Source organism: Sinorhizobium sp. 7-81, assembly GCF_030124405.1.
GTDB lineage: Bacteria > Pseudomonadota > Alphaproteobacteria > Rhizobiales > Rhizobiaceae > Sinorhizobium > Sinorhizobium psoraleae.
Genome location: NZ_JASKLT010000002.1, coordinates 949,994 through 968,413, shown reverse-complemented (window position 1 = coordinate 968,413; position 18,420 = coordinate 949,994). Strand labels below are relative to the sequence as shown.

The 18,420-nt window shown below is 62.3% G+C and carries 12 protein-coding genes; 5 read left to right on the top strand and 7 right to left on the bottom strand.

The features are described from left to right. Window positions 1–108: 108 nt before the first annotated feature. Together QN224_RS11640 and pbpC are read left to right on the top strand one after the other, a co-directional pair. A complete protein-coding gene (locus QN224_RS11640; RefSeq protein WP_283976935.1) occupies window positions 109–5,565 on the top strand; it encodes an alpha-2-macroglobulin family protein in 5,457 nt (1,818 codons plus the stop codon). 8 nt (window positions 5,566–5,573) lie between these two features. Further along, window positions 5,574–7,658, top strand: coding sequence for a penicillin-binding protein 1C (gene pbpC / locus QN224_RS11635; RefSeq protein ID WP_173512321.1), 2,085 nt, complete (start codon window positions 5,574–5,576; stop codon window positions 7,656–7,658). 151 nt (window positions 7,659–7,809) lie between these two features. On the opposite strand, the gene QN224_RS11630 is transcribed toward pbpC, so the two are convergent. Further along, on the bottom strand, window positions 7,810–8,115 hold the full coding sequence (locus QN224_RS11630) for a DUF982 domain-containing protein (RefSeq protein WP_269285756.1): 306 nt from the start codon (window positions 8,113–8,115) through the stop codon (window positions 7,810–7,812). Window positions 8,116–8,414: 299 nt separating this feature from the next. Here QN224_RS11630 and QN224_RS11625 point away from each other — a divergent pair, with 299 nt between their 5' ends. Further along, window positions 8,415–8,894: an Hsp20 family protein gene (locus QN224_RS11625; RefSeq protein ID WP_173512319.1), complete on the top strand. Its 480-nt coding sequence runs from the start codon at window positions 8,415–8,417 to the stop codon at window positions 8,892–8,894. A gap of 94 nt (window positions 8,895–8,988) precedes the next feature. Then, window positions 8,989–9,501 carry an Hsp20/alpha crystallin family protein gene (locus tag QN224_RS11620; protein ID WP_173512318.1) on the top strand — a complete coding sequence of 171 codons (513 nt, stop codon included), beginning with the start codon at window positions 8,989–8,991 and terminating at the stop codon, window positions 9,499–9,501. A gap of 73 nt (window positions 9,502–9,574) precedes the next feature. Here the strand turns inward: QN224_RS11620 and QN224_RS11615 are convergent, their stop codons facing one another. From QN224_RS11615 to gcl, 4 genes are all read right to left on the bottom strand, one after another. Then, complete coding sequence (locus QN224_RS11615; RefSeq protein WP_283976764.1) at window positions 9,575–10,843, bottom strand: glycerate kinase; 1,269 nt, start codon at window positions 10,841–10,843, stop codon at window positions 9,575–9,577. Between the two features lie 54 nt (window positions 10,844–10,897). Beyond that, window positions 10,898–11,782, bottom strand: a complete 885-nt coding sequence (locus QN224_RS11610; RefSeq protein ID WP_173512316.1) for a 2-hydroxy-3-oxopropionate reductase — start codon at window positions 11,780–11,782, stop codon at window positions 10,898–10,900. A 5-nt stretch (window positions 11,783–11,787) separates the two neighbouring features. Further along, window positions 11,788–12,597, bottom strand: coding sequence for a hydroxypyruvate isomerase (gene hyi, locus QN224_RS11605; protein WP_173512315.1), 810 nt, complete (start codon window positions 12,595–12,597; stop codon window positions 11,788–11,790). A gap of 80 nt (window positions 12,598–12,677) precedes the next feature. Beyond that, window positions 12,678–14,462, bottom strand: a complete 1,785-nt coding sequence (gcl, locus tag QN224_RS11600; protein ID WP_283976763.1) for a glyoxylate carboligase — start codon at window positions 14,460–14,462, stop codon at window positions 12,678–12,680. Window positions 14,463–14,635: 173 nt separating this feature from the next. Between gcl and QN224_RS11595 the strand changes: the two genes are divergently transcribed. After that, window positions 14,636–15,457 carry an IclR family transcriptional regulator gene (locus tag QN224_RS11595; RefSeq protein ID WP_173512313.1) on the top strand — a complete coding sequence of 274 codons (822 nt, stop codon included), beginning with the start codon at window positions 14,636–14,638 and terminating at the stop codon, window positions 15,455–15,457. A gap of 92 nt (window positions 15,458–15,549) precedes the next feature. On the opposite strand, the gene QN224_RS11590 is transcribed toward QN224_RS11595, so the two are convergent. Beyond that, the gene (locus QN224_RS11590; RefSeq protein ID WP_283976762.1) at window positions 15,550–16,491 is read right to left on the bottom strand and encodes a LysR family transcriptional regulator; all 942 of its coding nucleotides are present in this window, start codon (window positions 16,489–16,491) and stop codon (window positions 15,550–15,552) included. Window positions 16,492–16,599: 108 nt separating this feature from the next. Next, window positions 16,600–18,399 carry a thiamine pyrophosphate-binding protein gene (locus QN224_RS11585; protein WP_283976761.1) on the bottom strand — a complete coding sequence of 600 codons (1,800 nt, stop codon included), beginning with the start codon at window positions 18,397–18,399 and terminating at the stop codon, window positions 16,600–16,602. Between the last annotated feature and the right edge of the window lie 21 nt (window positions 18,400–18,420).

The window sequence follows — 18,420 nt, the reverse complement described above, 5'->3', positions numbered from 1 at the left end:
AAGCGGCGTTTGCAGCTCTCTTGGTCGCATCGCGATTGACAAGCCCCCGGGAAGGTTGACAGAGTGACGCTCAATCGAGACGGGCAGCATTGGGAGGACTTGATGTCTATGCGCGCGTTTGTCGGCCTTTTCACGCTTCTTCTCACGCTCGTTTCCCTCGGCTCGCCCGCCGCGGCGGCTGAAACGGACCGCACAGTCGAGATCACGCAAGACGGCGACTATTTCGGCTTTGATCTTCGCACCGAACAGAACGTCTCGCTTCAGCAGTGCCAGAGCGCCTGTATCGCCGACCGGGCCTGCCGCGCCTTCACCTACAATCCAAAGGTGAAGTGGTGTTTCCTGAAATCCGACTTCAATCAGTTGAACACCTTCAAGGGAGCTATCGCCGGCAAGGTCGTCGAGACAGGCAGCGACGAGCCCGATATCGGCGCGCCGCCGCGTCTCTCCTTCCTCTCGGACCAGCTCATACAGGACGCCCGCGACGTGAAAGCGAATCTCGCGCTGACAGAGGACCAGCAGGGATTTGGCGTCAACGGCCTGATCGAAGCCGCCCGCAGCGAGTTGACGGCTGGCAACATAGAGAACGCGCTGAAGGGCTTTCGTGGCGCGCTGGCGATAACGCCGGATGACGGCGAATTGTGGCTGGAGACGGCGCGCGCCGCCAACCGCATCACAGGCAATACCGAAATCGCCGGCCAGGCAGCGCTTGCCGCCCTTAACGGCTACCAGCTGACCCGCAATGCCCAGAGCCGGGCAGACGCGCTTGCCGTTCTCGCCAAGGCACTCGAAAACACGGAAAACTATCGCGCCGCCCTCAACGCCTATAAGGCGAGCCTCGAACTTGTCGAGGCGAAGACGGTCGAAACCGCTTATCTCGACCTCAAGGCGCGGCAGGGCTTCCGCGTCACCGGCCACACGATCGATGCCGACAGCGCAAGCCCGCGCGCCTGCGTTCAATTCTCCGAGCAGCTCGTCAAGAACGGACCGGATTACGCCTCCTTCGTCACCCTCGACGGCACAGCTCCGAAAGCGGTCGAGGCAAAGGGAAGCGAGATCTGCGTCGAGGGGTTATCGCATGGGCAACGCTATAAGCTGGCGCTGAGGCAGGGCCTGCCCTCCACCGTCGATGAAGTCATCGAAACGCCCGTCAGCCTCGACATCTATGTGAAGGACCGTTCGCCGATGGTGCGCTTCACCGGCGACAGCTTCGTGCTGCCGTCGACCGCACGCCGCGGCATTCCGATCGTCTCGGTCAATACCGAGAGCGCCAACCTCAAGCTCTATCGCATCGGTGATCGCGGCATCTCCTCGCTGCTCACCAGCTCGCAGTTCCTGACGCAGATCGACGGCTATAGCGAAGAGCGCATCAAGGACGAGAGCGGCGAACTCGTCTGGCAGGGCAGCATCGACATCGACACCGAACTCAACAAGGAAGTGGTGACCAGCTTCCCGGTGGACGAGGCGCTGCCGCAACGCAAGCCAGGCGTCTACGTGCTGACGGCGGTCTCCGGAACCGGGCTCAGCCAGGATTGGGACGCGCGCGCCACGCAATGGTTCGTGGTCTCCGACATCGGCATTTCGACCTATGCCGGCACGGACGGGCTTACCGTCTTCGCCCGCTCGCTCGCAAGTGCCAAGCCGCTCGACGGCGTCGAACTGCAACTGATCGCGAAGAACAACGAAGTTCTCGGCACCGCGACGAGTGATGCGGAGGGGAGAGCGACCTTCGCCGCCGGCCTGATGCGCGGCGCGGCGAGCATGACACCCGCAGTCATCACGGCGAAGGAGGCGGATGCGGATTACGTCTTCCTCGACATGACGCGCGCTGGCTTCGATCTTTCCGATCGCGGCGTCACAGGCCGCGCCGCGCCCGGCGCGATCGACCTTTTCGCCTGGACCGAACGCGGTATCTACCGCGTCGGCGAGACGGTGCATGCGGCAGCCCTTGCCCGCGATGTCAACGGCGCGGCGATCGAGAACCTGCCGCTCACCTTCGTCTTCCTGCGCCCGGATGGCGTCGAGGATCGGCGTATGGTGAGCAACGGCGGCAAGCTCGGCGGCCACACGCTCGACCTGCCGATCCCGGAAAACGCCATGCGCGGCACCTGGACGATGCAGATCTTCGCCGATCCGAAAGGGTCCGCGATCGGCGAGAAGCAATTCCTCGTGGACGACTTCGTACCGGACCGCACCGAGTTCGATCTGACGAGCGAGGCGAACGAAATCACGGTCGGCACGCCTGTGCAGGTCGCGGTCGATGGCCGCTTTCTCTACGGCGCACCCGCCGCCGGGCTGACGCTCGAGGGTGAAGTCTCGGTCAAGCCCACGCGCGAGAACGCCGCCTTCAAGGGCTACTTCTTCGGCCTTGCAGACGAGGAGGCGAGCGAAGACACGCGAATGCCGCTCGAGGCGCTGGAGCCGCTGGACGAGAACGGCAAAGCTGTTTTCGACGTCGATCTGACCGAGGTTCCCTCGACGACGCAGTTGCTGAACGCCAATGTCACGGTGCGCATGCGCGAGGCCGGCGGCCGCGCCGTGGAGCGCTCGCTGACGCTGCCGGTCAAGCCCGAAGGACCGATGGTCGGTATCAAGCCGGAGTTTTCCGGAGATCTTGCCGAAAACTCGGTCGGGCGCTTCCACGTGATTGCGGTCGGAGAGGACGGCACGAAAATACCGATGTCCGGCTTGCTCTGGAAGCTGATCAGCGTCGAACGCAATTACCAATGGTATCGGGACGGGAGCGCCTGGAAATACGAGCCGGTCATCTCCACGAAACAGGTGGCGAATGGCACCGTCGACGTGACCGCAGGCGGTGCAGCAATCGCCGTGCCGGTCGGCTGGGGTCGCTACCGCCTCGAGATCGAGACGGCTGCGGTCGACGGACCTGCCTCCAGCGTCGAATTCGATGCCGGCTGGTATGTCGCGGCAACCTCGACTGAAACACCGGACGGGCTGGAAATTGCTCTCGACAAGGAAAAATACGCGATCGGCGAGACCGCGAAACTGAAGGTCTCGCCACGCTTCGCGGGTGAGCTTCTGGTAACCGTCGGAACCGAAGATCTGATCGCGACGAAAACCGCGACCATTGCCGAAACCGGTGGCGAGGTGGAATTGCCGGTCACCGCCGACTGGGGTGCCGGCGCCTATGTCACTGCGACGCTTTATCGTCCCGGTGATGCCCGGGAGAGCCGCATGCCGATGCGAGCGATCGGCATCAAGTGGCTCGCCGTCGATCCGGCGGACCGCAAGCTCGCAGTCACGCTCGACGCGCCCGAGACGACGCAACCGCGCCGGCCTCTTGATATCAATCTCAAGGTGCGAGGGGCAGGCGCGAACGAGGACGCTTACGTCACAATCGCCGCCGTCGATGTCGGCATTCTGAACCTCACGCGCTACGAGGCACCCGATCCCGATGGGTGGTACTTCGGCCAAAGGCAGCTCGGCGTCGAAATCCGCGACCTCTACGGACGCTTGATCGACGGCTCGCTCGGTGCCACCGGTCGGTTGCGTACTGGCGGCGACGGCGGGCAAATGCCGCTGCAGGGCAGCCCGCCGACGGAAAAGCTGGTTGCCTTCTTTTCCGGGCCAGTGAAGCTCGATGCGGACGGTGAGGCGAAGGTCAGCTTCGATATCCCGCAGTTCAACGGAACGGCACGTATCATGGCCGTCACGTGGACAAAATCCGGTGTTGGCCATGCGATCAAGGACGTCGTGATCCGTGACCCGGTCGTGGTGACCGCAAGCCTGCCGAAGTTCCTGGCTCCGGGAGATCGGGCGCAACTGAGGCTCGACATTGCCAACACGGATGCGCCAGCCGGCGACTATCGCTTGCGGGTGACGACCAACGGTCCGGTGACCGTGGAGCAGACAGGCGCGGCCGATACCGTGCGGCTCGATGCCGGCGGCAAGTCCGCGGTGACGCTGCCGCTGAGCGGCCAATATCCCGGCAACGGGGTCGTCACTGTCGAACTTTCGAACGCCTCCGGCCTGTCGATCGAGCAGGCGCTGAACATTCCGATCCGTCCGGCCGCGTTGCCGGTCATCCAGCGGCAGGTCGTCAACATCGCTGCGGGCAGCAGCCTTACCGTGGACGACCAGCTGCTCGCCGACAGCCTATTGCAAGGCGCTTCGGTCAGCCTGAACGTCACACGCTCGGCCGCCTTCGACATCCCGGCGCTGCTGATGACGCTCGACCGCTATCCCTATGGCTGCGCCGAACAGACGACGAGCCGCGCGCTGCCGCTGCTCTATCTCAGCGAACTTGCAAAACAGTCCGGCCTTGCCGACGACGAAGCGGTGAACAAGCGCGTGCAGGATGCGATCTACAGCGTGCTCGCCTACCAATCTTCCTCCGGCAGCTTCGGCCTCTGGAGCCCCGGTTCAGGCGATCTCTGGCTCGACGCCTATGTGAGCGATTTCCTGACACGTGCCCGCGAGCAGAAATATGACGTGCCCGAACAGGCGATGGTGCAGGCACTCGAAAATCTGCAGAACGCGCTGAGCTATGAGACCAACGTCAAGGACCGCGGCAACGAGATCGCCTATGCGCTCTACGTGCTCGCCCGCAATCGCAAGGCGGCGATCAGCGACCTTCGCTATTACGCCGACACGATGCTCGACGATTTCCCGACGCCGCTTGCCAAGGCGCATATCGCCGCAGCGCTGGCGCTCTACGGCGATGCGGCGCGCTCGCAAGACATCTTCGCGGCGTCGCTGAACATGTCGACGGGCTCCGGCCTGGTCAAGGTCAGCCTCGCCCGGGCCGACTACGGGTCGTCGCTGCGCGACGACGCGGCGGTGCTGGCACTCGCCGCGGAAAGCCGGCCCGTGCCCGCGATCATTCCGGAACTCTCGAAGGTTGTCGCGAGAGAATGGCAGGAGGCGAAATATACGAGCACGCAGGAGCAGACCTGGATGCTGCTCGCCGCGCGCGCCATCCAGGGCGGCGACGAGGACATAAGGCTCGACGTCAACGGCGCTGAGCGATCCGGCAGCTATGCCGCACGCATGAGCGGTGACGCCCTCATGCAGCAGCCGGTCGTGATCCGCAACAACGGCACCGACGCGGTCTCCGCCGTGGTCACCACGGTGGCCGCCCCGGCTCAGCCGTTGTCCGCGGGCGGCGAAGGCTTCACGATCGAGCGCACCTACTACACGCTCGACGGCGCCGAGGCCAATGTCAGCGAAGCGCGGCAGAACGAGCGCTATGTCGTCGTGCTCAAGGTCACCGAAAGCAATGACTGGCCATCCCGCGTCCTGATCAACGATCTCTTGCCGGCCGGCTTCGAGATCGACAATCCGAACCTTGTCGACAGCGCCCAGCTTTCGAACTTCGAATGGATCGGCGAGGTGGAGGCTGCCCACACCGAGTTCCGCAGCGATCGCTTCATTGCGGCCTTCGATCGATCCACCGGCGACAACCGGGAAATCACGCTCGCCTATGTCGTACGTGCGGTAACCCCCGGCACCTATGATCATCCGGCGGCAAGCGTGGAGGACATGTACCGGCCGCAATTCTCGGCGCGAACGGCAACCGGGCGCATGGAGGTGCTGGCAGCACAGTAGGACGCGCGATGTCCATCCGGAGAAAACGTCTCGTCGGTGTGCCAGTCGGGCTGTTCATGCTCGCGGGAGCACTCTTGGGACTCGCGTGGGCCGACAAGGCATTTCCCCCGCCGATCGAAGGAGCGATGGATGTCTCGGCCGAGGTTCTCGACAAGGATGGACAATTGCTGCGCGCCTTCGCCACGAAGCATGGCTTATGGCGCCTGAAGACAACCGTGGCAGATGTTGACCCGCGCTTCCTGGAGATGATGATTGCCTATGAGGATCAGCGCTTTCGCGATCATCACGGCGTCGATCCCCTGGCGCTCGGCCGCGCGGCGCTGCAGTTCGTCACCAACGGCCGCATCGTTTCCGGCGCGTCGACACTTTCCATGCAGGTTGCAAGGCTGATCGAGCCGCGTCGGGAGCGCACGGTGACGGCGAAACTCCTGCAGCTCGCTCGCGCCATCCAGATCGAGCGCCGCCTCAACAAGGATCAGATCCTCGACGTCTATCTGACGCGCGCGCCCTATGGCGGCAATCTCGAAGGCGTGCGTGCGGCAAGCCTTGCCTGGTTCGGCAAGGAACCGCGCCGCCTCTCCGTTGCCGAGGCCGCTCTGCTCGTGGCGCTGCCGCAACTGCCGGAGAAGCGCCGTCCGGACCGCAACCTCTCCGCCGCGGAAGCCGCGCGTAAAAGGGTGCTGACCCGCATGGCGGTTGCCAAGGTAATCGGCGAAGGTGAGATAGAACGCGCAGACATGACGGCTGTGCCGAACCGACGCCGTCAGCTTCCGGCTCACGCCGCGCATTTGGCGGAGGCCGCGCTCCGTCAGAAGCCGAAGGTCCTCCGCCACCACACGACGCTGCGTCGCGACATTCAGGACGGTCTCGAGGCTGTCGCCCGCGAGGGGGCGGCAAAGCTCGGGCCCAAGGTCTCCGTCGCCATGGTGATGGCCGATGTCCGCAGCGGAGAGATCGTCGGCGAGGTCGGTTCGGCCGCCTATTTTGATGCGAGCCGCGCCGGCTGGATCGACATGACGCGGGTCACGCGATCGCCGGGCTCGACGCTGAAGCCATTCATCTATGGATTGGCCTTCGAAGAGGGGCTGGTCAGCCAGGAGACGATCATCGAGGACCGGCCGGCGGATTTCTTCGGCTATCGGCCACGCAACTTCGATATGAGCTACCAGGGTGACGTCAGCATTCGGCAAGCGCTGCAACTCTCGCTCAACGTGCCGGCAATCCGTCTGCTTGATGCCGTTGGCCCCACCCGGCTGATGGTGCGCTTTCGCCGGGCCGATGTGCGGCCTGCGCTGCCGCCGAACGAGGCGCCAGGGCTTGCGATCGGCCTCGGCGGTGTCGGCATCACCTTGCGCGACCTCGTTCAGCTTTATGCGGGACTGGCAAATCGCGGCTGGCCGGTGCGCCTCGGCGACGGCGTCGAGGGGAAGGCCGGCCTGATCGATGGGGAACCGCTGCTCTCGACCGTTGCCGCCTGGCATGTCGCCGATATCCTCTCCGACGTGCTGCCGCCCGCCGGCAGCCGCCAGCGCGGCATCGCCTACAAGACCGGCACCAGCTACGGCTATCGCGATGCCTGGTCCGTCGGCTTCGACGGCCGCCACGTGCTTGGCGTCTGGGTCGGCCGGCCCGACAACGGCGCCGTGCCGGGATTGACCGGCTACGGCGCCGCCGCACCGATCCTGTTCGAAGCCTTCGCCAAATCGGGGATTGCCATCACGCCGCTGCCGGATGCCCCGGCCGGCGCCGTGCGACTTGCACAGGCCGACCTGTCGATCAGCCAAAGGCGCTTTTCGATGACCGCAAGCGGCCTGCTTTCGGCATCGGCACGCGAGCCGGCGCCGCAGATCGTCTTTCCGCCGGAAGGCGCGCGGGTGGAACTTGGCGCGATGAGCGGCGAGGCCATGATGCCATTGACGCTCAAGCTGCAGGGGGGCCGCGCCCCCTTCCGCTGGCTTGCCAACGGCCGGCCGTTGCCCGATGTCACCCGACGCCGCACCAGCCAATGGCTTCCGGACGGCGGCGGCTATTCCACCTTGACGGTCATCGATGCGATAGGGCGCGCTGCGAGCGTTCGTGTTTTCGTCGAATAATGCCTGCCAGATCAGTGACCGGCATCAAGCGCGGCACTTTTCGCAAGGCTTCGTACCCGTCCACCGATCATCCGTTCCGATCGGTGGACGGGTGCGTCGGCCCTTGTCATGCAAAGGCGTCATGCAAAGGCCGCCCTCATCATGCACAGGCTCATGCACTCCGGGTCGTTTTGGGTTCAGCCGCTTGCTGACGCGCTGGATGGCCGGTCATCACAATCGGCATTCCCGCTTCAAGGCAGGCAGCCACGAAGGCCTCTCGGGCAACCGCGGCAGGCGTCATCCGGTTAAGCGCGCCGCGGCAGGTGCGCACCGCCCGCTCGTAACGCTGGCCCTTGCGTAGCGGCCACTCGTTTTCGAGGAAGTCCAGAGCTTCATATACGGAGTTGAAGGTATGCGTGATGCCACTTGAAAGACGTACTGTGAGGGGAATTGTCCAGGGAATCTCATTGAGAAGCATTTTTTCCTCCTTTCACACGCCACCAATGGATCGCTTACAAAGATCCCACACAGATATTGGCGCCGATTTCAGAAAATCAAGTCGAATCGACATTGAAATTTCACAAGGTTTTACAATGGCTTGCCTCTAACTTTCCATTCGGCCGTCGATAACGCGGCTGCAGCTCGCGCAGCCCCTTGAAACCGCTGCGGAAGTACCTAAATCGGAGGTGCGAGCCGCCTTTTCCGGGGCTCGCAGTCGAGGAGCACCGCTCTCTTCGGCGCTCCTCATCGTCCATGTTGCTCAAGGAGGATATGGCTATGAGAACAACACTCGACTTTTCTCCCCTCTCCCGGTCCAGCGTGGGGTTTGACCACGTTTTCGACCTGCTCGACGCAGCAAGTCGATTGGCGCCAGCTGACAATTGGCCGCCCTACGACATCATGCGCGTCGGCGATAACCACTATCGCGTCATGATGTCGGTCGCCGGTTTCACGCCCGAAGAAATCTCCATCATGCACGAGCCGCAGTTGCTTGTCGTGCGCGGCGAAAAAGCCGGAGAGGACAAGGCGGAATACCTCTATCGCGGCATAGCCGGCCGCAACTTCGATCGCCGATTCCAATTGGCTGACTATGTGACGGTCACGGGTGCCAATCTCGCCAACGGCCTGTTGGCAATCGATCTCGTCCGTGAGCTGCCCGAGCAGATGAAGCCGCGCCGGATCGAGATTCAGCAGGCCAAGGCCCTGCCCCCGATCGAGGACCACGAGCGGGCCGAAGGTGGCAAGCAGGCCGCATAGCGCGCCGAACGACCGCCCTATGAGGAAGATCGCCGAAACGCCGGCCGACCCCGGTGTTTCGGCTGACGGCGACAAACGAAAAAGGAGCTGACAAATGAACGTACGTGATCTCATTCCATGGGGCCGCGCCCAGGAGCGCGTCCCGACGTCCTATCGCGATGGCGACCGCGATCCGTTCCTGATGCTTCACCGGGAAATGAATCGACTGTTCGATGATGTCTTCCGCAATTTCGATCAGCGCATGCCGCTTTCGTTCTCGAACCACCCGGCCTTCGGCGCGGGTTGGCCCAATGTCGAAGTCACCGACCGCGACAAGGAGATCAGGGTAACGGCGGAATTGCCCGGGCTCGAAGAGAAGGATGTCGATCTGTCCCTCGCCGAGGGCGTCCTGACGCTGCGAGGCGAAAAACGCGCCGAGAGCGAAGACAAGGAAAATCAGTTCTCCGAGCGCTACTACGGCCGCTTTGAACGGCGCATTCCGCTGGGATACGACATCGACGAGGGCCAGGTCAAAGCGACCTTCAAGAACGGCGTACTGAGCGTCACGCTTCCGAAAACGGAGCAGAGCCAGAACAAGTCCAAGCGCATCGCGATCAACGCCGAATAAACCCCGGCAACGACGTGCCGGCGCCTGCGCGTCCTATCGGACGCGCAAAGGCCGGCGGGGTTCGCCCCGTCAGTCACTGCACGAGGATGGCCCGAAAGTCGTTGACATTGGTGCCTGTCGGTCCCGGTTTAAAGATATCGCCGAGCGCATCGAACGCCGTCCAGCTATCGTTGCGTTGAAGCAGAGCCGCCGGGTCCAGCCGTTGTCCGCGAAGCCGGGCAATCGTCGTACTGTCGGCAAAGGCACCGGCATTGTCTTCCGAGCCGTCGATCCCGTCGGTATCGGCGGCAAGCGCCGAAACGCCTTGAACCCCGTCGATGGCGAGTGCCAGCGACAGGAGAAATTCGCTGTTGCGGCCGCCCCTTCCTTGCCCCTTGATCGTTACGGTCGTTTCACCGCCTGAAAGGACCACGACAGGTTTGGAGAACGGCCGGCCGCGCTGAGCCACCTCACGCGCGATCGCCGCATGGACGCGCCCGACCTCACGCGCCTCACCTTCGATCGCGTCGGACAGAATGATTGCCTCGATCCCGGCTTCGCGGGCGCGGGCGGCGGCGGCTTCGAGCGAGACTGTGGCCGAGGCGATCAGGCGCACTTCGTTTCGGGCAAACTTCGGATCGGACGGTTTGGGCGCGTCCGCGGCATCCGTCGCCAGCCACTGCATGACCTTCTCCGGCAATGACAGCCCGTAGCGCTCGATGACGTTCAACGCGTCGTCGCGCGTGCCCTCGTCGGCGATCGTCGGACCGGAGGCAACGAGCGCCGGGTCGTCGCCCGGAATATCCGAGACCACAAGCGAAACGACTTTCGCGGGATAGGCTGCCGCCGCGAGCCTGCCACCCTTGATCGTCGACACATGCTTGCGCACGCAGTTCATCGCGCTGATCGGCGCGCCGGACGCAAGCAAGGCGCGGTTGACGGCGATTTCATCCTGCAGCGAGAGGCCGGACGGTGGCGAAGGCAAAAGCGCGGAGCCGCCGCCGCAGACAAGCGCCACCACCAGGTCTTCCTTCGTCAGACCTTCAACGTCGGCGAGAAGGCGTTTCGAGGCGTGCAGCCCGCTTTCGTCCGGCACGGGATGAGCAGCCTCCAACACCTCGATGCGCTCGCAATGAACGCCGAAGCCATAACGGGTGACGACGGCGCCACCCAGCGGACCATCCCAAAGCTTTTCGAAGGCCCGCGCCATTTGCGCCGCACCCTTCCCTGCCCCGACGACAACGGTTCGTCCCTTCGGCTTTCCCGGCAGATTGGAGGCGATGACGCGGGCGGGATCGGCGGCGGCAACGGCCGACGTGAACAGCATTTCGAGAAAGGTTCGCGGATCGGCGATCGGTGCCACGTTATGTCTCCCTGGAAGTGACGGGCGGCGGCCTCCTCACCGCCGCCCTGCGGATTAGGCAACCTGATGGTTGGCCATCCGCTCGAGCGCCCGGACGAGACCGGAATGGTCGAGCCCGCTGTCGCCGTTGGCGGCGCAATTGTTGAAGAGCTCCTGCGTGGCCGCCGTGTTTGGCAGCGAGATGCCGAGGCTCTTTGCGCCCTGCAGCGCCAGATTGAGATCCTTCTGATGCAGCGAAATGCGGAAGCCCGGATCGAATGTGCGCTTGATCATCCGGTCGCCATGGACCTCGAGAATGCGCGACGAAGCAAAACCGCCCATCAACGCCTCACGCACCCGCGCCGGATCGGCACCGGCCTTGGACGCGAAAACCAGCGCCTCGGAGACCGCCTCGATCGTCAGTGCTACGATGATCTGGTTGGCAACCTTGGTGACTTGGCCGTCGCCGCAATCGCCGACAAGCGTGATGTTCTTGCCCATCAGCTTGAAGAGCGGCAGGGCGCGGTCGAAGGATTCCTGCGTGCCGCCGGCCATGATGCTGAGCGAAGCGTTCTTCGCGCCGACCTCGCCGCCGGAAACCGGCGCGTCGATATATTCGGCGCCTGTTTCACGGACCTTCCTTGCGAATTCCTTCGTTTCGATCGGCGAGATCGAGCTCATGTCGACGACGAGCTTGCCCTTGCCAAGGCCGTAAAAAACGCCGTTCTCACCGAAGAGAACATCCTTCACTTCCGGCGTGTCCGGCAGCATCAGGATGATCGTGTCGACCGTCTCTGCGAGCGCCTTCGGCGTCTCGACGATTTCAAGGCCGTTGTCGACGAGTTCCTTGCGCGGCGGGATGACGAATTTCGACGTGACGATCGTATACCCGGCATCCTGCAGGTGGCGCGCCATCGGCGTGCCCATGATACCCAGTCCAATGAAACCGATAGATGCCATCGTGCTTAGCTCCTGATTTTGATGATGTCTGCGGATTGCTTGCGCTCGGCGCCAAGCCAGCCCAGCCCCTCGGCCGTCGTTGTCAACGGCTTGTATTCGCAACCGATCCAGCCGTCGTAACCCGCCGCTTCCAGCGCATCGAAGACATGGGGGTAGTTGATCTCGCCCGTGCCCGGTTCGTTGCGGCCTGGATTGTCGGCAAGCTGGACGTGAGCGATCCGGTCGGCGAAGCGCCTGTAGGTGCCGATCAGCTCCCCTTGCGTGCGCTGCTGGTGGTAAAGGTCGTACTGGACGAAGAGATTATCGCTGCCGACCTCGTCGATGATCGAGGCCGCCTGCTCGACCGTATTGAGATAGAAGCCCGGAATGTCGAAGCGGTTGATCGGTTCGATCAAGAGGCGGATGCCGTGCTTGCCGAGCTCGGTTGCCGCCAGTCGCAGGTTCGCGACAAGCGTCGTGCGCAGGATCGTATCGGAAACGCCGTCCGGCGCGATCCCCACGAGGCAATTGACCTGTTTGCAATCGAGCGCGGTCGCGTAGTCGATAGCACTTGCAACACCCTTGCGGAATTCGTCGATGCGATCCGGAAGGATAGCGATGCCGCGCTCGCCGCAGGCCCAGTCGCCGGCAGGCAGGTTGTGCAGAACCTGGGTCAGGCCGTTGCGGTCGAGCGCGGCGCGCAGCGCCATTTTCTCGAATTCATAGGGGAAGAGATATTCAACCCCTTCGAAGCCCGCCTTGGCGGCAAGCGAAAAGCGGTCGAGGAACGGCGCCTCGTTGAACAGCATGGTCAGGTTCGCAGCGAATCTCGGCATGCGATTACTCCTCCTGGAAGTTGGAGCGGGACGCGGGCGAAAACCCGCACACACTTCTCCTTGTCCCGCCCTGATGATTTTCAGTCGAGAAGGGCGACGATCGCCGTCGGCACATCCTCACCGCGCGCGGCGAGTTCCTCGAACTCGACGACAGCGTTGATGTCGGCGCCCATGGCGATGTTCGTCACGCGCTCGAGGATGAACTCGATGACAACAGGGACCCGGTGCTCGTCCATCAGCGCGCGCGCCCGATCGAAAGCTTCGGCGAATTCATTGGGGCTGCGGACCCGGATCGCCTTGCAGCCGAGGCCTTCGGCGACCGCGACATGGTCGACGCCGTAGCCTTTCTCCGCATCGCCGTCGGCATTGATGTTGTCGAAGGCGAGGCTCACCTCGAAATCCATGTTGAAGCCGCGCTGCGCCTGGCGGATGAGGCCGAGATAGGAATTGTTCACGACCACATGAAGATAGGGCAGCTTGTGTTGCGCCCCGACGGCCAGCTCCTCGATCAGGAACTGGAAATCATAGTCGCCGGAAAGAGCGACGATCGGCCGGTCGGGATCGGCGGCCCTGACGCCGAGCGCCGCGGGCAGCGTCCAGCCGAGCGGGCCGGCCTGGCCGCAATTGATCCAGTTGCGCGGCTTGTAGACATGCAGGAACTGCGCGCCGGCGATCTGGCTCAAACCGATCGTCGAGACGTAGCAGGTGTCGCGGCCGAAGGCCCTGTTCATTTCCTCGTAGACCCTCTGAGGTTTCAGCGGCGTCTGGTCAAAGTGGGTCTTTCGCAGCATCGTGCGCTTGCGCTCGCGGCACTCTTCCGCCCAATCCGACCAATCGCGCAATTTGCCGGCGGTCTTCCATTCCGTCGCAACGTCGAGGAAAAGCTTGAGCGCGGCACCCGCATCCGAAACGATGCCGAAATCCGGGGCAAAGACGCGGCCGATCTGGGTCGGTTCGATATCGACATGGATGAACTTGCGTCCTTCCGTATAGGTCGGAATGTTGCCGGTGTGGCGGTTGGCCCAGCGATTGCCGACGCCGAGCACGAAATCGGAGGCGAGCAACGTCGCGTTGCCGTAGCGGTGCGAGGTCTGCAGTCCGCACATGCCGGCCATCAGCGGGTGGTCGTCCGGAATGGTTCCCCAGCCCATCAATGTCGGAATGACCGGAATGCCGGTGATCTCGGCGAACTCGACGAGAAGATCCGAGGCGTCGGCATTGATGATGCCGCCACCCGCGACGATCAGCGGCCGCTCCGCCTCGTTCAGCATCGCGATCGCCTTCTCGGCCTGCGCGCGGGTGGCCGATGGCTTATAGGGCTCCAGCGGCGAATAGGTTTCCGGGTCGAACTCGATCTCGGCGAGTTGAACGTCGACCGGCAGGTCGATGAGAACCGGACCCGGTCGGCCGGAGCGCATCAGGTGGAACGCCTTCTGGAACACGAATGGAACCAGGGCCGGTTCCATGACCGTAACCGCCCATTTCGTGACGGGCCCGGCGATCGAAGCGATGTCGACGGCTTGGAAATCCTCCTTGTCGAGGCGGGCGCGCGGCGCCTGACCGGTGATGCAGAGGATCGGGATCGAGTCGGCAGAGGCCGAATAGAGGCCGGTGATCATGTCCGTGCCCGCCGGCCCCGAGGTTCCGATGCAGACGCCGATGTTGCCGTGTCTGGCGCGCGTATAGCCTTCCGCCATATGCGAGGCGCCTTCCACGTGACGGGCGAGAATGTGACGGATCGACCCGCGGGCCTTCAAGGCCGAATAGAACGGGTTGATGGCGGCACCCGGAACACCGAAGGCGCAATCGATCCCTTCTTTCTCCAGAACATAAACCGCCGCGTCGACAGCACGCATCTTGGCCATGGGAACTCCTCCTGTGTGAGATAGGACGATAATCCATTTGCCGATTTCATCAACATAAAAATGGAAATTACTTCCATGATATGGAAATAAACATTTTCAACAAAAAGGAGAAAATCGAAAGCAATCGCGGTAGAGGAAGATGGACCGAAAGCAACTGATTTGGAGAATGGTTCATGGAGGCGACAGGCAAGGGAAAGCGCGGTCGCAAGGCCGGAGAGAATGCCGCGCCTTCCTCCGTGCAAGTGCTGGATCGCAGCCTGGCGCTCCTGGCGATCGTTGCCGAAAACGACGACTCGACGCTGACCTCGCTTTCGGAGCGCACCGGCATGGCGCCCTCGACCGTGCACCGGCTGCTTACCTCGCTTGCCTCCCACGGCATGGTCATGAGCGACAGCGATACGGGTGTCTGGACCATCGGCCTCAAGGCCTTCGAAATCGGCAATGCCTTTCTGCGCTTCCGCAAGCTCGGGACGATCAGCCGCCCGTTCCTGAAGCAGTTGATGGAGGCCAGCGGCGAGACAGCCAATATCGGTATCGAGGAAGGCGGCGATGTCGTTTTCATCTCCCAGGTCGAAAGCCATGCACCGATGCGGGCTTTCTTCCGGCCGGGACGGCGTGGTCCGGTCCACGCTTCGGGCATCGGCAAGGCAATCCTGTCGACGTGGTCCGACAAGGATATCGGCCAGTTGATGTCAGGCCGAACGCTCACGCATTTTACGGAAAAGACACGCGATACGCTGCCCGGCCTGTTGCGGGACATTCAGGAAATACGGCTGCGCGGCTGGTCGATTGACGATGAGGAACATACGCTTGGCATGCGCTGCGTCGCGGCACCGATCTTCAACGAATATGGCGAGACGATCGCCGGCATATCGATCTCCGGCCCCTCGGTCCGGGTAACCGACGAAAAGCTCGCCACCCTTGGACCGATGGTCAGAGAAACGGCCGACGCGTTGACCCGCGCGATGGGTGGAAGGCGGCCGGAAGAACTATAGCGGCCATAAGGCAAAATCCGACGGCTGCGTTTGTTGGCGAGCACCGACCCCCCGGCGGCGCGATTCACATCGCCATCAACTATGCGGGTGCACTATTGGAGCAATCGTGCCCATGGTTTGACCAAGCTCAGATAGACATTCATCAGCTTCTGGAGATGATGAACCACACGCGGATCATCCAAAACCGGTACTTCGCAATGCGGACGAACCATATAGAGCGTACGGGTGAGGGCAGGCTTTATTATGCGGCGGGCGACGAGCGTTCCTTCGCGCACTTCCTTAGCGATCAGCCCATAAGGCATGATCATCGCCGCGTTACCAAATGCGACTGAATCGTCCGAATGAACTTCACGGGCGATGCGAACATCGAGCGACAATCTTCTGGCTTCGCTTTCGACAATATGGCGCAGAACACCGCGTTCGCCACCAATTGCAAGGTCGTATTGCAGAGCCTCTGTAAATTCGATGCTTTCCTCCTGTGCGGCTTGGCTCGAAGCGGTAACGAACAGAAGATCCTCTTCCAGAACGGCCGTTCGTTTCAAGCCAGACCACTCACCTACATTGTTGAGGAATGCGACATCGACTTCTCCCGCTTCCAAAGCATGCAATAGAGCTGGTGGTCGCTCTTCAACAACGCGGATCGTGACATCCGGCATTGTTTGATGCGCATCGGCCAAGAGATCTTGGCCGAGTAGCGTTGACATTGTTCGACCGACGCCGAGCCGCAATTCAATCCGCTTGGCGGCCTTGAGCGCGCGGACTTCGTTGGCTGCCGTTGCGACATCGTCGAGAATATGCTGCGCATGCGTATAGAGAAGTCTGCCCGCCGGCGTTGGAGTAATGCCGCGCGAATGCCGCACAAGCAATTCGATGCCGAGCTCACCTTCAAGCTGCTTGATCTGTGAGCCGAGCGCAGGTTGTGCGACGTTCAACATGTCGGCCGCAGCCGTCATGTTGCCAAGCTCGACAACCTTGCGGAAGTAGGTCAATTGCCGAAAATTTATGCCGTGTTCCTCCCCAAAGTGTGACGACATTGTTTCGTCCGCACTTGAGGGATCAGTTCGCCCCTTTTTTCAAGACTACGGCGCATGCGTATTTTTCACGTATGCGCCTTTCTTGACAAGCGTCAAATGAGCGCGTGCTCAACCGGTGAATTGCGTAATCGTGTCGATCAGCGCGGGAACGCCGCTTTTCACTTTGGCAATGGCACGTTCCAGCGCCGGGCCGATGTCTGCCGGATCCTCGATTGGGCCTTCTGCATACCAGCCGCACCCTCGGGCCAGCGTTGCGAAATCAGGGGCGGGATCAAACAAGTCCATGCCGATATGAGCGCGGCTGACTGGCGTCCCGCGCTGTTCGGCGACGGTCACCTGGTGTTCCCAATCGTTGTAATAGGCGCGGTTGTTGTGCATGACGCAGAGGAACGGCACTTTGTGCTTGGCGGCGAACCAAAGTGCACCGACATCGAAGAGCAGATCGCCGTCCGTCTGGCAATTGACGACGAGGCGCCCAGTGCCGCGATGTGCGAGAGCGATGCCGAGAGAAATTCCGATTTGTGTTCCGGGCCCGAGACCTCTGCCTGCCCAGCGATAATGCTTGTCGAAATCCCAGAGTTTGGGCGCCCAGTCTTCGAACGGGTTCGTTGTCAGGACCCAGTCCTCATGCCTGATCTTCTCCCACACCTCACTGGCAAGGCGCGGCAGTGTAATCGGCCTGGCATTCCAGTTCTCAAGCGCTTCCTCGCGCCATTTCGCGCGCTGGCTATCATGCATCCTGGCCACCGCTCGCGACCGCTTCTCGATACGCCTTGCAAGCCTTCCATCGTCCCTGGAACGTTGTGAAATCAGTGAGGTGAGCGCCGGCATTGCCAGAGCCGGATCGGCAAGCAGCCGCTGCGAACAATCAGGATAACGCTGATAATCGGCTGCCCATTTGGAAATTTCGATATCGGCAAAGCCGATATCGAGCCACTCGCACCCCTTCGGGAATAGTGGTTGCAGCGTACGGTTGATCCGGTCGTTGACATGGGTCGGTCGTTCCCAGTCCCGGCAATCGAGCAAGGTGATAAGATCGGCCTCCTTGAAGACCTCCTTGTTCATACGCATGTCGAGTGGATGCTCGGTCGGGAAGTTCAAACGCCATTGCGTGTCGACGACGGGCGCACCGAGCGCCTCGGCAAGCGCGACGGTATTGGAAAAGCCATTCGGATCGCAGCCTACATATTGCGGCAGCAACACCGGCCACTCGGCTGAAACGAGGCGGTCGGCGGCTTCTTCCAGCGCTTTCGGATCGGGCGCTATGCGGCTCGATACCGTTGCCGAAGCTGGTGACGGCAAGGTAACCGGTGCGGCAAGGGGCGCTTCCTGCAGCGCGGCATCATAGACCATATAGATCGGACCGCGCGGCTCCGTCATCATGATCGAATAGGCGCGGGCAAAACTGTCGACGACACCGTCGATGCCACCTGGCTGGTAATCCCATTTGACGTAATCGCGCACCTGGGTGGCCTGGACATTGGCCGTATGCGCCCAATCGACACGCGGACGGCGCTTTCCTTCGTCCATCGGGCCGGTCGCGCCGATCAAAAAAACCGGCGCACGGTCAGTATAGGCGGTATAGACACCGAGCGTCGCATGAAGCAGACCAACAACGTTGTGGACAATCACAGCAAGCGGCTTACCTGTTGCCTTGGCATAGCCATGCGCGATCTCAACGGCGATTTTCTCATGCTGGCAGACCAGCATTTCCGGCTCATTGCCATTGTGATTGACAAGCGAGTCGTGCAGGCCGCGATAACTGGCGCCTGGATTGAGCGTGATGAAGGGAAAGCCGTATTGCTTGATCAAATCGGCGATCACATCGGACTGCCATCCGAATGGTGCCGAACCTTCGCTCTCCTTCAAGGCGTTGGCCTTTGGGTCGACCTTCTCCTGCATCGTCATGCCTTTCGCTCCTTTGGCAAG